Source organism: Burkholderia sp. BCC0405, from assembly GCF_902833075.1.
Lineage (GTDB): Bacteria > Pseudomonadota > Gammaproteobacteria > Burkholderiales > Burkholderiaceae > Burkholderia.
Genome location: NZ_CADFEO010000023.1, coordinates 1 through 14266, shown reverse-complemented (window position 1 = coordinate 14266; position 14266 = coordinate 1). Strand labels below are relative to the sequence as shown.

Below are 14266 nucleotides of genomic sequence, written 5' to 3'. Positions count from 1 at the left end.
AAAATCTAACGGATCCTTCATGCGTTCGATATCGCAGACATTCCGCTGTTTCGACGAAGTCGCGAGACGCGGCTCGATCCGCAAGGCGGCCGACACGCTGCACCTCACCGCTGCGGCGGTGCACCAGCAGATCCGCAATCTCGAGGAGCAGGTCGGCGCACCGCTGTTCGACCGGCTGCCGCGCGGGATGCAGCTGACGCTGGCCGGCGAGATCGTGATCGCGGCCGTGCGACGCGGCCAGCGCGATTTCGACAATGCGCTCACGCAGGTCGAGGACCTGCGCGCGCTGCGGCGCGGGCATGTGAACCTGGCGGTGCCCGCGTCCACCGCGGAAAAGCTCGTGCCCGACGCTATCCTCGCCGCGATGCAGCGCTACCCGGGCGTCACGTACAGCGTGCGCTCGGGAAACGGCGAGAGCATCGTGCGCTGGGTCGAGACGGGTGAGGCCGACATCGGCTATGCGCTGCGCCGGCGCACGTCGGCGGGCGTCGTCGAGGTGCGCGCGTTCGCTCAGCCGCTGGGTGTCGTCACGGCGCCGGGCCATCCGCTCGCGGCGTCCGCCGGCAAGGTGCGGATGCGCGACTGCTGCGCGCATCCGCTGATCCTGATGACACCCGACACGGAACTGCGTGCGATGTTCGACCGGATCGATGCGCGACAGCCGCGCAACGTGCGGCCGCTGGTCGAGACGGGGTCGGTGCCGATGGTGCGGCGCCTCGCGGCCGAAGGCGCGGGCGTCGGCTTCCTGATTGCCGAGAACGTCGCGGACGACGTGGCCGCCGGCCGGCTCGCGTGGACGCCGCTTGCCGATGCGGGGGCACGCTCGTTCAGCTGCATCTACCAGCGGGCGGACATGAGCGCGACCGTCGCGATGACGATGTTCCTCGAGTTCTTCTCCGAGGCAATCGAGGCGATGGAGAGCGGTTTGGCGCGCGACGGCCGGGCAGCCGGCAAGCGCCGTCGGGCAGTAAGGTAACGGCGCAACGACATCGGTCGCGCAAGCGCATCGCACTGCGATGCAGGGCAACACGCGAACCCGCCGGCGAGATCGGTGACGTTGCATACGCAACGTCCGGCCGAATGACGCCATTCCCTTGTTGCGGAAAAAATTTTGTTCATGGGACTATCGAACGCGTTGCCGGCGCACCGAGGGGGTCGCAGGCAGCGTGATGTCTATCGCAACGAGCTAAAAGAACATCGGCAGACAATGAACAGAACGACGATTTTTCCGTATGCGTCCGCGTTGTTCGCGGCCACCCTGTTGACGGCGTGCGGCGGCGATGTCGAGAACGAAGCAGGCCGCACGCCGACACCTTCCATCGATGCGAGCTGCCTCGCGGTCGACAACAGCGGCGCGACGGTCGTGGTGGGCTCGAACCAGCCGGGCGACCCGTCACTGCCGGAAGCATCGTCGGGCTATCGCACCGGGATGAAGCCGGTGTATGCGAAGACCTATCTGGTGGCCACGTCGAATGCGTACGCGAGCGCGGCCGGTTGCGCGGTGCTGAAGAAAGGCGGCACGGCCGCCGACGCGGCAGTCGCCGTGCAGGCCGTGCTCGGCCTGACCGTGCCCGAAGCGACGGGCCTTGGCTCTGGCGGCGTGCTGCTCTATTACGATGCGCGCGGCAGGACGCTGCAGGCGTACGACGGCCGGGAAACCGCGCCGGCGGCCGCGACGGAGAACTACCTGCGCTACGTCGACGACGCAACCAACCAGTCCGTGCCGCTGCCGAACGCGCGGGCGAGCGGCCGCTCGATCGGCACGATCGGCGTGCCGAGGCTGATCGAGGCGCTGCAGCAGGATCACGGCCGGCTGCCGTGGCAGAACCTGTTCGGCGATGCGATCACGCTCGCGACCAACGGCTTCCCGATCGGCGGCCGGCTCGCCGACGCGATCGCGGCGAACGCCGCGAACCTGAAGCGCGACCCCGAGGCCGCCGCGTATTTCCTGAACGCCGACGGTTCGCCGAAGACGCTCGGCGCCGTGTTGAAGAATCCGGCGTATGCGCGCACGCTGACGCTGATGGCGCAGTCGGGTGCGAACGCGCTGTACACGGGGCAGATCGCGCAGGACATCGTTGCGAAGATCGCCACGACGAAGGGCGCGGACGGCTCGACGCTCACGCCAGGCAAGACGACCTTAGCCGACTTGGCCGCGTACCAGGCGAAGCGCCGCGAGCCCGTGTGCACGACCTATCGCAGCTATTGGGTATGCGGGATGCCGCCGCCGTCGTCGGGCGGCATCGCGGTCGCGTCGGCGCTCGGCATTCTCGAGAATTACAACCTGAAGTTGCTGAAGCCGACGGCGATCGATCTCGAAGGGGGCAAGCCGACCGTCGCCGGCGTGCACCTCGTCACCGAGGCTGAACGGCTTGCGTATGCCGATCGCGACAAGTACGTGGCCGATACGGATTTCGTGCCGCTGCCGGGCGGTACGTGGAATACGCTGCTGAACAAGCCGTACCTGAAATCGCGTGCGGCGCTGATCGACCCGACCAAGAGCATGGGCACCGCACAGCCCGGCAATCTCGGCGCGGTGCCGCTTGGTGTCGACACGACACTGATCGAGCATGGCACGAACCAGTTCACGATCGTCGATGGCGACGGCAACGTGCTGAGCGCGACGACGACGGTCGAGTCGAGTATGGGCTCGTTCCACATGACCAACGGCTTCCTGCTGAACAACCAGTTGACCGATTTTTCCGCGAACCCGGTCGATAGCGCGGGCAATCCGGTGGCCAACCGCCTGCAGCCGGGCAAGCGGCCGCGCAGCTCGATGGCGCCGACGATCGTGTTCGGGCAGGCCGCGGACGGATCGCGCGGCGATTTCGTGATGGCGACCGGTTCGCCGGGAGGCGGCACGATTCCGCAATACGTGGTCAAGACGCTCGTCGGCGGGCTCGACTGGGGCCTCGACGCGCAGCAGTCCGCGGGGCTCGTCGATTTCGGCGCGAGCAACAGCCCGACGACCACGATTGGCGGCGAGCACCCGAACGTCAACACGGCGAACAACGGGGCGAACGATCCGCTGATCACGGGGCTGCTCGCGCTCGGGCACAAGGTGTCGACGTCCGCGCAGGCGAGCGGCGTCAATACGGTGATGCGCGTAACGGTCGGCCAGTCGCCCGCGTTGCAGGGCGGCACCGACCCGCGGCGTGAAGGTGTCGTGCTCGGCGATACATTCCGGCCGTGATCGGGCGGTACGCGCGCGGCCTCGATCTGCCCATATTCACCAATGGGCGGCCGGGGCCGCGCATCATGAAGGAGTCGCAATGACGAACGCGCATCTGCTTGAAATGGACGCCATCCTGTCCGTGCCGGGCTTTTTCGATTTCCTCGGCGACCTGGATTGCGACCGCGCGCTGGACCGTCGCGATGCCGAGCCGTTCGATGCGCAGTGGATGGCGTCGTTCGACGAAATCGATGGTGATCCGGGTGCTGCGATCGACCGGGCCGCCGTGAGCGCGCTGAGGGAAAAGGCGTTCAAGCTCGCGTTCGGCGCATCGGGGAACGCCGGTGTGGCGGCATGCGTGTCCGACGATATCGAACTGATCGCGCGGAGCCGGTTGTCGGGCCGCGCCGACGGCTGGCCGACACACGTTCTTTGGAATGCTTATAGAAGCGGCCGGTTTCCCTGCTAGCCGTTCGCCTGCCTGGTTTCCCGATCCGTGGCAATCGGCCGTGCCGCCGTCGCGGCATGCTCCGCGCGGCACGCCTCAAGATTCTCCCCGTCCAATCCCGCCGAAAGCCCTCGATTGTCAAGCAGTGTGAGTCAATCGTCAGCATTTGCAACGGAAGTAACAGTCCCCGCAAATCAATCGCTTTGCTCGTCGGCGCCGCTACATTAGCGCCACCTGCCGCACGTCGCGGCAAGGCATGCGACAGGCCGCACGAAGGCGGCCCGCAGCAACAACGTCTTTGGGGAGAATGACCATGAACAAGATTCGTACGATTCTGGTGGGTGCTGCACTGACGGCGATGGCGACGTCGGCTGCGTTCGCACAGACGGCCCAGACCGGCGCCCAGGGTTCCGCAGGTGTCGGCGCACAGGTTCAGACGCCGCTGCTCGGTGGCGGCGTGGGCGTGCAGGCTGGCGCCGGCGCGAATGCGGCAGGTTCGGGCGCGGGCAACGCCGTTGGCGGCGCGCTGAACGGCGTCGGCAAGACGGTCGGCGGCGTGGGCTCGGCAGCCGGCAACGCGGTTGGCGGCGCGAAGCATGCGGTCGGTTCGGCAGCGGGCACCGCGAAGGATGCCGCCGCATCGGCCGCCCACTCGACGAAATCGCACGTGAAGCACGTCGCAGGCACGGCAAAGAGCCACGCGCAAGGCGCGGTGTCGACGGCAGGCGGCGCGAAGGCGAAAGCCGGTGAGGCGCTCGAAGGCGCAACGAACTCGGTGCAGGGTGGCGCATCGGTCGGCGTGAAGGGAGCGGCATCGGCACAAGGCGGCGCGCTGTAAACGTCACGCTTTCCGACACGGCCCGGCCCGCTTCGATGCGGGCCGGGCTTTTTTTTATTGGCGCGCGCGGCGCGCCGTTCATCCCGTCCTCGATACGGGAATGCGTCGGCGTTCGCCATCTATCCGGCAACGCGACACGCATCGGCGCCTTGCCGGATGCCCGCCGGCCCGGACCGGCAACGGGCGGCGTGCGTCCCCTGCCCATTACCCGCGTGCCATGCTTAAATAGCGGGGCTCCCGGTTGCCGGGCCGCCGCGATCGCGACGCCGGCCGATACGGGCCAGCACGTCCGAGCGATATCGTGACGACAGACGACACCAATACGCCGTTCCGGCCAGCCCGGCGCGGCCCGATAACATTCCGAGGCCTCACGTCATGACCATGCTGTTCCGTCTTCTCGCGCTCGCCTGCGCGCTCTGGCTGGCCGCCTGCGCAGCGCCGCCCCCGCCGTCCGCGAGTTCCAGCGCGTCCGCCGCTGCACCGGATGCCAGTGAACGCCGCGGGCTGGGCACGGCATGGGGCGAGTCGGTGCGGTCCGAAACTCGCCAGGTCGAATTCGAACGCGCGGATCCGGCGAAGCCGACGGATCTCGCGTCGGTCTACTACAACGATGCGTTGCCCGGACACCCGCCCGCGTCCCAGGTTCGCCGGTTGCCGACCCGCGTCGCGCTTGCCAACGGCGACATCGCGCTGTCGTATACGGACGAAAAGGGTGCGCCGCTGCGTCTGGCGCGCAGCGACGGCCGCTGGCACATGGCGGGCGTCGAAGGTTCGCGCTACATGATCGTGCTGCATAACCAGGGGCGTCGGACGTTCGAGGTCGTGTCGAGCGTCGACGGGCTCGACGTGCTGTCGGGGCGGCCGGGCAGCTATACGAACGGCGGTTACGTGCTGTATCCGGGGCACACGCTGACGATCGAGGGCTTCCGCAAGAGCCGCGACGAAGTCGCCGCGTTCCGCTTCGCGGCGGTGCCTGACAGCTATGTCGCGAATTCGAAGTATGGCGATGCCGCGAACGTCGGCGTGATCGGCGTCGCGGTGTTCGCGCAGAAGGAGAACGACGAGGAAGCGCTGCGCCGCAACGCGAATCCGTTCCCGGGCAATGACAACGGCTATGCACCGCCGCCGGTGCCGCGCGGAGAGTGACGGCGCGTCGCGGGTCGGCCGCGTGTGTCGTGACGAACGGCGTACGCCGGGCGATCCTGAAATGGCACTGCACGTATGGCATGCTGGCGCATACGGTGAATTTCACGACAATCCTGCGCGATTCATGTGGACACGGATCATCCCGACGAAATCGATTGCGTTGAGCTCGCGGCACTGGCGTTGCTGGTCTCGAATGCCACCGTTGCCATCGCCGAAACGCCGGCACCCGATTCGGTGCGGCTCGCCAACGGTCACGAAATCGAGTGGGTGCGCCCGGTGTTGGTCGAGGTCGATGCAGGCCGCCACGAGAAATCGGCACTCATCGTGCCGACCGCGCTCCGCCACGCATTGCGCGATGCATCGAGTGTCGCGTTCCCGTCGGACCATACGAAGCGGATCGAAGGTAAAGACTATCTGATGGTCGTCGTCAACCGCTCGTCGAACAGCCGCCCGACCGGATATTGCGGCGCGGGTGAAGAAGGGGCGCTGTACGTGCTGGAACTGCACGGCGCCCGTGCGGTGCCGCGTTTCTCGCTGCCGGTTCAAAGCTGCATCGACTCCATTTCGCTCGAGACCGATGATGGAGCGCAATTTCCCTACCTGGCGATCGCGTGGCGCGACGGCCCGGTCGGCATCGACATCCGGTGGGAATATCTCGCGCACGGCGGTGCAACGCATCGCGTCTATCGTTTCGTGAACGGCACGTTCGTCGAGGCTGAGGTTCCGCAGTAACGCGGCCGGGTTGCGGCACAATGGCCGTTCGAATTCGCCTCGCGTGCGTCCTCACCATCCGGATCGACGGAGCGCCTCATGTCGTTACCCGCTTTCAGGTACCATCCCGACCCGCCGGCAACGGGCAGCGTGATCTGCTCGGACGCGCGCTGCGCGTGTTGCGGCGATGCGTGCGGTTGCGTGTACGCCGGCCCCGTATATGCAGCAGACGAGTATGAGCAATGCATTTGCCCGTGGTGCATCGCCGACGGCTCGGCGCACGCGCGGCTCGATGCAGTCTTTACCGACACGCGTGGCATGGGCGGCGGCGAATGGGACGAAGTGCCCGATGCAGTCGTCGACGAAATCGCCTGCCGCACGCCGGGCTTTCAGGGCTGGCAGCAGGCGCGGTGGTGGACGCATTGCGGCGATGGCGCAACGTTCATCGGTCGTGCGGGCGCCTGCGAACCGACCGCGCTCGGCCCGCAGGCGGTTGCGTCGATTCGTGAATCGACCGGACTCGACGAGGGCGCCGAGTGGGCGCGTTTCTTCGCCGCACTCGACAAGGACGGCTCACCGACAACGTATATGTTTCGCCGTATCCATTGCGGCGAATTCGGCGGCTACCAGGATTGCGACTGATGGCCCGGCTGGCGGCATCGCACGGCGATCGCAGGCCCCATCGTCATGAAACAGAGGAATCTTCGTGAAGTTCATCCACGCGGCAGACATACACCTTGACAGCCCGTTGCACGGCCTGAGCGCATACCCCGACGCGCCGGCTGCGCAGTTGCGCAACGCGTCGCGCGAGGCGCTGCGGCAGCTCGTGGATCGGGCGATCGAAGAGGAAGTCGCGTTCCTCGTGATCGCCGGCGACCTCTACGACGGCGACTGGAAGGATCACAACACGGGCATCTTCTTTGGCCAGCAGATGGGGCGCCTGCGCAAGGCCGGTATCCGCGCGTTCGTCCTCGGCGGCAACCACGATGCCGAAAGCGAGATGACGAAGAAGCTGACGCTGCCCGACAACGTCACCGTGTTCAGCCACCGCAAGGCGGAAACCCACACGCTGCCGGAATTTGACGTTGCGCTGCACGGACAGAGCTTCAAGGACAAGGCTGTCGTCGACAATCTCGCGATCGGCTATCCGGACCCGGTGCCCGGCTACTACAACATCGGCGTGCTGCACACGGCGCTCGAAGGCCATGCGGCGCACGCGAACTATGCGCCGTGCACGCTGGCCGAACTGCACGCGAAAGGCTACGACTACTGGGCGCTCGGCCACGTGCACGAATTCCAGCAATGGTCGGGGCCGTCCACGGTGGTGTTTCCCGGCAACCTGCAGGGGCGTCATATCCGCGAGACGGGCCGCCGCGGCGCGGTGCTCGTGACGGTCGAGCAAGGCCGCACGCAGGTCGAGCGCCTGTATCTCGACGTGCTGCGCTGGGAAGCCGTGTCGGTCGACGCGTCCGATTGCCTTACCGTTGCCGACCTGTCGAGAAAGATCGGCCAGTCGCTGGAAGCGCTGCTGACCGTCGACGGCCATGTGCCGCGCGCGGTACGCGTGACCGTCACGGGGCGCACACGCGCGCATGGCCTCTTTTTCGGCCGCGCGCCGCAGTTGCGCGCGGAGGTGCTGAACCAGATCGGCATCATCGGCAACGAGCGGATGTGGCTCGAGAAAGTCCGTCTCGAGACGTCCGCGGCCGATCACCAGCCGGGCGAAAGCGAGCAGCTTGAAGCGCTGGAGGACCTGAAGCAGATCCTGGCCGACGCCGCGCGCGATCCGGATTTCCTCGAACTGCTTGAACGCGACCTGAAGCCGTTCGTCGGCAAGGTGCGCAGCGACGTGAAGGAGGAGGTGCCGCTGTTGACGAAGGCACGTGCGGGCGAGCTTACCGCACTCGTCGAGCAGGTCGGGCCTGCGTTGCTTGCGCGGCTGGCGAGGGGGGAGTAAGCGATGCGGATCAATCAGCTCGATCTGATCAAGTACGGCAAGTTTACCGACGAGACGCTGCGTTTCCCGTCGGCCGGCGAGGATTTCCATGTGATCGTGGGGCCGAACGAGGCCGGCAAGTCGACGATCCGCACGGCCGTGTCGGAACTGCTGTTCGGGATGAAGCTGCAGACGCCGCTGGATTTCCTGCACAGTACGCCCGAACTGCGGATCGGCGGCGTGCTGGAGAGCGGCACGGGCGAACTCGCATTCCACCGTGCGCGCGGGCGCAGTCCGCTGCGCACGCCCGCTGACGACAAGTTGCCCGACGACTATCTGGCCGCCGTGCTCGACGGCGCGACGCGCGAATTTTTCGAGCAGATGTTCGGGCTCGATCACGGGCGCCTGGTCGACGGCGGCCGGAGCATTCTCGACGCATCCGACAAGCTCGGCCAGGTGCTGTTCGAATCGGCTGCCGGTGTCGGCAGTCTCGGGCCGGTGCGCGAGGAGCTCGATGCGCGTTCGGTCGAACTCTGGGCGCCGCGCCGCAGCGGCAGCGCGTTTGCACTCGCGGAAGCGTCGTTCAACGAAGCCGTGACCGAACTGAAGACGGTTCAGGTGCGCACGCGCGACTGGGTCGAACGCAAGGACGCGCGTGAAGCGGTCGAACAGCAGATCGAGCAGGCGCGCGCGGAACAGCGTCGGCTCGAAGCGCTGCGTTCGAAGCTCGAACGCGTGCGACGGCTCGCGCCCTACCTGAAGGAGCTGACGGTCAAGGACGCCGCGCTGGCGGAACTGGGCGCGGTCGTCGAGTTGCCACCCACCGCGTATGCGGATCTGCTGAAGGCGCAGGGCGATCTCGCGGCCGAACAGAAGGTGCTCGAGGAACGGCGTGCTGATCTGCTCGCAAAACGGCAGGCGCGCGATGCGATCGACGCCGACGCCGACACGCTGGCGCTCGAAACCGACATCGAAGCGCTCGATCGGTTGCGCGGCGCGTGCATGAATCACGCGCAGGATCTGCTGCTGCTCGGCGCGGATGTCGAACGGCACCTGTCCGCCGCGTTCGCTGCGGCCGCCCAGCTCGGCTGGCCGACCGACGAAGCGTCGCTGCGTGCATCGTTGCCGACGGCGTTGTCGCTGAAGACCGTCGCAAACCTGTTGCGCGAACACGGTGCGCTGCACCAGGCGCTTGCCGGCGCGCGCGAATCGCTCGACGAACGCACGCGCGAGCTTGCGCAGGTGCAGGAACAACAGGCGCGCCTGTCGACCGTCGATGTGCCGGAGGCGCTGCGTGCGGCGCTGGCCGATGCGCAGGGCTTTCGCAATAGCGGCCAGCGCGAGCAGGCACTCGAACATGAGATCGCCGCTGCTGACCGCACGCTGTCCGGCGCACTCGATGCGCTCGGCCAGTGGCGCATGCCGGTCGATACGCTGCGTGCGCTCGACGTGCCATCGGCGGCGCGGCTCGGCGCGCTGCTGAAGGAAGACAGCGAACGTGCGAGCGCGGTCGCTGCTGCGCGCGACGCGCGGGACGGCGCGCTCGAAGAGCTCGAGCGGCTCGAACTGCAGGAGAAACACTTCGCGGAGAACCACAAGGTCGTGACGACCGCCGACGTGCTGGCGGCGCGTGCGCGGCGCGACGGCGCGTGGGGCGATATCCGCAGCGGCGCGGTCGATCTCGCATCGGGCGCACCTGCGGTCGACGACGCGATTCGCCTTGCCGACGAACTCGTCGATGCACAGCTCGGTGCGACGCAGGCGGCGGCGACGTTGCAGTCGCTTCGTCAGCAGGTCGAATCCGCACGTGCCGGCGTGACGCGCAGGCAGGCCGCATTGGACGAGCGCGAGCGTGAGCTCACCGCGCATCGCGACGCATGGGACGCGCTGGCGACGGCCGCCGCGGTGCCCGGCATGCCGCTGGCGACGATGAGCGACTGGCTCGCGAAGCGCGACATCGTGTTCGCCGCGCAGGCCGACCTCGACCGGCAGCGCCGCGAATTCGACACGATTCGCGCCGAACGGGCCGCTGCCGAAGCCGCGTTGCGCGCGGCGCTGCGCACCGTGTCGCGAGGTGGCGAGTCGGACGGCCTGGCGGCGCTCGTCGCGATTGCCGAGACCTTCGTACAGTCGGCCGAGAAAGCGCTCGCGCAACAGGACAGCCTTGAAGATCGTGCGCGGGAAGCCGAACGTGGATGCGCGACGGCGCAGTCGCGCGTCGGCCACGCGCAGACGGCCTACGATGCGTGGCACGCGCAATGGCAAGACGCGCTGGCCGACGCAAAGCTGTCCGCGAGCGCGGCGACGCTGGCTGCGGCGGAAGGTGCGCTCGGGCTCGCCAACGCGGTGATGGCCGAACTGGCCGATGCCGACGCGCCGCGCAACCGGATTGCCGCGATCCGCGCGGAGCTGGCCGCGCTCGAGGCTGGCGCAAGGCGGCTTGCCGAAGCGCTCGCGCCGGAATGGCTGACGAGCGGCGACTGGCCGGACGTCGCACGCCGGCTGACGATGCGCCTCGCCGCCGCCAGGGAAATCGCGCGTGCGATCGGTCGTGCCGATGAGGCCGTGCGGCAGGCCGACGGCAAGGTCGCGGATGCGGCTGCCGCGGTGGCCGGCGCCGACGCGCGCATTCAGCCGCTGCTGCAACTGGCCGGCGTGGCGTCGATCGACGCGGCGCTGCCGCTGGCGGAACGCTCGGATCGCCAGCGCCAGCTTCGGCAGGCGGTCGATGCCGCGCACGAGGCGCTGGTGCGCGATGGTGATGGCCTGTCCCGGTCGGCCGTCGAAGCGGAAGTCGCGGAGCAGGACATCGCCGACGTACCGGCGCAGCTCGAAGCCGTGAAGCAGTCGCTCGGCGATATCGGCAAGCGGCTGAACGCGCTTTCACAGCAGCAGGTCGTGGCCGACCAGGCGTTCAGCGCGATCGACGGCCAGGCGAACGCGGCCGTTGCCGAGTCGAAACGGCAGGAAGCGCTGGCGGCGATGGGCGATGCAGCCGAACAGTATCTGGAAGCAGCCACGGCGAGCCGGTTGCTGAAGTGGGCGACGGATCGCTATCGCGACCAGAAGCAGGGGCCGATGCTCAGGCGCGCGGGAGAGATCTTCGCCGGGCTCACGCTGGGCGAATTCGCGCGGTTGACCGTCGATACCGAACGGACGCCGCCTGCACTGTATGCACGGCGGACGAAGGGCGCATCGGTCGAGGTCGCCGGGTTGAGCGAAGGAACGCGTGACCAGTTGTTCCTCGCGCTGCGGATCGCGGCGCTGGAGCTGCAGCTCGGCAGCCGGACCGCGCTGCCGTTCGTGGCCGACGACCTGTTCATCAACTTCGACGATGCGCGCGCGAAGGCTGGCCTCGATGCGCTGCGCGATCTGTCGACGCGAACCCAGGTGCTGTTCCTGACGCACCACGACCACCTGCTGCCGCTCGTGAGGGACGTATTCGGCGCACGGGTCAACGTGGTCGAATTGCAGCGCATGCCGGTGGGCGCGTGATGCGGGGATGCCGGTGCACGGGCAGAGTCATCGCGTACAGGTAGTATGGGCGGTTCCGAAATGCACGCGGCCGGTTCTGCCGGTCGCGGGTCTGGCCACACGAGGGGTGAATATGAAAAAGCTGGTAGCCGCCATCGCGTTCGCGGCGGACAAGCATCGCAATCAGCGGCGCAAGGACGAAGCAGCGTCGCCGTACATCAATCATCCGATCGCGCTTGCCGACGTGCTGGCCAACGAGGCCGGCGTCGAGGACGAGCGCGTGATCGTCGCGGCCGTGTTGCACGACACGGTCGAGGATACCGAGACGACCGAGCAGGAACTGCTGCGGCTGTTCGGCAAGGACGTGGCGGACATCGTGATGGAAGTCACCGACGACAAGTCGCTGCCGAAGGAGGAGCGCAAGCGCCTGCAGGTCGAGCATGCGGCGACCATCAGCCGGCGCGCGAAGCTCGTGAAGCTGGCCGACAAGATCTGCAACCTGCGCGACATCTCGCGGCATCCGCCCGCGGACTGGCCGCTCGAGCGCAAGCAGGCGTACTTCGACTGGGCGAAGTCGGTCGTTGATCCGATGCGCGGCGTGCATCCCGGTCTCGAGGCGATCTTCGACGCCGCCTACGACGCACGACCGGTGGACTGAGGCGCTCGCATGCGATCGGCTCGATCCATCGAATCCGCCGCGCGTCGATTGCCGACCGTGGCGGGTGTCGACGTGGGCGGCGAAAAGAAGCAATGCGATCTCGTGATCCTGCGCGGCCCCACTGTCGTCTGCCGCGAGGAACGGGTCGCACCCGAGGCGGTTCCGGCGCTGTGTCTCGCCCATGACGTCGTGGTCGTCGGTGTCGACGCACCGAGCCTGTGGTGGACGGGCAGCGGGCGCCGGGCGGCCGAACAGGCGCTCGCACGCGAACGGATCTCGTGCTTTCCGACGCCGTCGCGGGAGCAGGCGGTCGCGAGCACGTCAGGCTTCTTCGACTGGATGTTCATGGGAGAGCGTGTCTACCGCGCGCTCGCAGATGCCTATCCGCTGCTGACTGGCGCGCACTATGCAGGCGGACGCGCCAGCTTCGAAACCTATCCTTATGCGATTACCTGCGCGATGCTGGGCAAGCATGTTGCGTCGGCGAAGCAGAAACGCAACCAGCGCCGGCAATTGCTGGAGCGACTGGGGATCGACGTGTCGGCGCTGAAGTCCGTCGATGCGCGAGACGCGACCCTTTGCGCGTTGACGGCGCAATTCGTCATCGACGGGAATGCGCACGCGTATGGCGATACGGAGGGCGGATATATCCGCGTGCCGACCGTGAGCGAGGCGATCGTTCTCGACGCACCGTAGCAGCGTCGCGCGTCCTGGGCGAGAGGCGCAGAGAAAGGGTGAGCTTTTGCGGGAGGGGTGTGGCCTGCGTGACGACCAAGGCGCGGCAAGCATCAGGATGGTTGCCGCACACGACATGACGCGGGTGCGCGACGCGATCCCGAGCGGCGCTCCTTAATCCTCGAGGATGGCTTTCGGCACGCTGGACAGGTCGCAGGCTTGCGCCTGTTCGAAGTAGCCTTCAGCATCGTCGATCATCACGACTGCGACGTCGATCAGTTCGTCGAGTCGTTGCAGCAGCGATTCGCGCCACTCGATGTCTTCGTCGCGCTCGGGCGTCTTGTCCAGCTGCTCGATGATCGAGTCGGCCGTCTGCAGGAAAGGAATCGCCTGCTGATAGTTTTCGATCGAGACCATCGCCGCGTTGCGCGCGCCGACGAGTCGCTCGCGGTGTTCGTCCGCCAGTTCGGATTCGCCGCTGATCCGCGGCAATACATCCGAGATGCGTTGCAGAAGCGGCGGAACCTGTTCTTCCAGGATGATGGCGCGCTCGCGCAGCGCTGCATATTCGTCGCGAAGGTCGGCGTCGCCGGGTTGAGTGGTGCTGTTCATCGTGGATAGGAGTGCGTGGTTCGGTCGCGGCATGATACTCGACCGCACCCGATTCCTTGCCCGTTCCGCGCCCTCCTATATAGGCGGCGAGAGACATACTTCACATCAATCGAGGGTGGACCGTGTTGCGATGGGCGTCCCGTCGAGCCCCAGCCCCCGTGCGCGACAGCGCACGGGGGCTTTTTCAAAATATTTTCACAAAGGGGCTTGCGTGGTTGGGGGCGGGTGCTTAGAATCACGCCTCTTTCGCGCTAACGGAAACGCGGCGCGGGAGAGGGAAGCAGGGTCGGTGGTGTGCGGCAGTGTGGCGCGCGCAGCTGGCCTGGAAGTTGAGCCCCGCAGTCGCAACGCTGATGTTAAAAAGTTGTTGACGAACTGCGAAACATGGTTCATAATTTCGCTTCTCTGCTGCTGAAAACGCAGCGCTGCCGGGAAACACGAAGTTCCTCGCAGAATGCTCTTTAAAAATTAACAGCCGATAAGTGTGGGCGCTTGATCGAAGCGAGCTGATCCTCGGATCAGATAGCAAAAGTATCAAGAGTCTCACACTAAAGTAAGTCAGGTTTATGAAGCAATTCATATTCCTGTCAGCTTTG

At 66.9% G+C, this 14266-nt stretch carries 12 protein-coding genes; 11 read left to right on the top strand and 1 reads right to left on the bottom strand.

The genetic code is table 11. The features are described from left to right. Positions 1–19 precede the first annotated feature (19 nt). The 11 genes from HWX36_RS29840 to HWX36_RS29790 all read left to right on the top strand — a co-directional run bounded on the left by HWX36_RS29840 (position 20) and on the right by HWX36_RS29790 (position 13079). Positions 20–976, top strand: a complete 957-nt coding sequence (locus tag HWX36_RS29840; protein WP_175957316.1) for a LysR family transcriptional regulator — start codon at positions 20–22, stop codon at positions 974–976. Between the two features lie 231 nt (positions 977–1207). Beyond that, positions 1208–3193 (top strand): gamma-glutamyltransferase family protein, encoded by a 1986-nt coding sequence (locus HWX36_RS29835; protein ID WP_175957315.1) that lies wholly within the window; start codon positions 1208–1210, stop codon positions 3191–3193. Between the two features lie 79 nt (positions 3194–3272). Beyond that, positions 3273–3641: a hypothetical protein gene (locus tag HWX36_RS29830; RefSeq protein WP_175957314.1), complete on the top strand. Its 369-nt coding sequence runs from the start codon at positions 3273–3275 to the stop codon at positions 3639–3641. A 292-nt stretch (positions 3642–3933) separates the two neighbouring features. Next, entirely contained in the window at positions 3934–4458 is a 525-nt protein-coding gene (locus tag HWX36_RS29825; protein WP_175957313.1) for a hypothetical protein, read from the top strand. A 375-nt stretch (positions 4459–4833) separates the two neighbouring features. Next, entirely contained in the window at positions 4834–5604 is a 771-nt protein-coding gene (locus tag HWX36_RS29820; protein ID WP_175957312.1) for a hypothetical protein, read from the top strand. A 126-nt stretch (positions 5605–5730) separates the two neighbouring features. Beyond that, positions 5731–6336, top strand: coding sequence for a hypothetical protein (locus HWX36_RS29815; RefSeq protein ID WP_175957310.1), 606 nt, complete (start codon positions 5731–5733; stop codon positions 6334–6336). A 78-nt stretch (positions 6337–6414) separates the two neighbouring features. Beyond that, positions 6415–6957, top strand: a complete 543-nt coding sequence (locus tag HWX36_RS29810; protein ID WP_175957308.1) for a CbrC family protein — start codon at positions 6415–6417, stop codon at positions 6955–6957. A gap of 64 nt (positions 6958–7021) precedes the next feature. Continuing rightward, positions 7022–8272 (top strand): DNA repair exonuclease, encoded by a 1251-nt coding sequence (locus HWX36_RS29805; RefSeq protein WP_175957306.1) that lies wholly within the window; start codon positions 7022–7024, stop codon positions 8270–8272. 3 nt (positions 8273–8275) lie between these two features. Further along, positions 8276–11746 (top strand): YhaN family protein, encoded by a 3471-nt coding sequence (locus HWX36_RS29800; protein WP_175957304.1) that lies wholly within the window; start codon positions 8276–8278, stop codon positions 11744–11746. A gap of 112 nt (positions 11747–11858) precedes the next feature. Beyond that, positions 11859–12383, top strand: a complete 525-nt coding sequence (locus HWX36_RS29795) for an HD domain-containing protein (protein WP_175957295.1) — start codon at positions 11859–11861, stop codon at positions 12381–12383. Between the two features lie 9 nt (positions 12384–12392). Next, entirely contained in the window at positions 12393–13079 is a 687-nt protein-coding gene (locus HWX36_RS29790; RefSeq protein ID WP_175957293.1) for a DUF429 domain-containing protein, read from the top strand. Positions 13080–13232: 153 nt separating this feature from the next. Here the strand turns inward: HWX36_RS29790 and HWX36_RS29785 are convergent, their stop codons facing one another. Then, a complete protein-coding gene (locus HWX36_RS29785; RefSeq protein ID WP_175957291.1) occupies positions 13233–13703 on the bottom strand; it encodes an ATPase in 471 nt (156 codons plus the stop codon). Positions 13704–14266 lie beyond the last annotated feature (563 nt).

What these genes read in the sequence shown, in the direction of transcription:
- HWX36_RS29840 (WP_175957316.1), top strand. Translation starts at nt 20, where the DNA reads ATGCGTTCGATATCGCAGACATTCCGCTGTTTCGACGAAGTCGCGAGA.
- HWX36_RS29835 (WP_175957315.1), top strand. Translation starts at nt 1,208, where the DNA reads ATGAACAGAACGACGATTTTTCCGTATGCGTCCGCGTTGTTCGCGGCC.
- HWX36_RS29830 (WP_175957314.1), top strand. Translation starts at nt 3,273, where the DNA reads ATGACGAACGCGCATCTGCTTGAAATGGACGCCATCCTGTCCGTGCCG.
- HWX36_RS29825 (WP_175957313.1), top strand. Translation starts at nt 3,934, where the DNA reads ATGAACAAGATTCGTACGATTCTGGTGGGTGCTGCACTGACGGCGATG.
- HWX36_RS29820 (WP_175957312.1), top strand. Translation starts at nt 4,834, where the DNA reads ATGACCATGCTGTTCCGTCTTCTCGCGCTCGCCTGCGCGCTCTGGCTG.
- HWX36_RS29810 (WP_175957308.1), top strand. Translation starts at nt 6,415, where the DNA reads ATGTCGTTACCCGCTTTCAGGTACCATCCCGACCCGCCGGCAACGGGC.
- HWX36_RS29800 (WP_175957304.1), top strand. Translation starts at nt 8,276, where the DNA reads ATGCGGATCAATCAGCTCGATCTGATCAAGTACGGCAAGTTTACCGAC.
- HWX36_RS29795 (WP_175957295.1), top strand. Translation starts at nt 11,859, where the DNA reads ATGAAAAAGCTGGTAGCCGCCATCGCGTTCGCGGCGGACAAGCATCGC.
- HWX36_RS29790 (WP_175957293.1), top strand. Translation starts at nt 12,393, where the DNA reads ATGCGATCGGCTCGATCCATCGAATCCGCCGCGCGTCGATTGCCGACC.
- HWX36_RS29785 (WP_175957291.1), bottom strand. Translation starts at nt 13,703, where the DNA reads ATGCCGCGACCGAACCACGCACTCCTATCCACGATGAACAGCACCACT.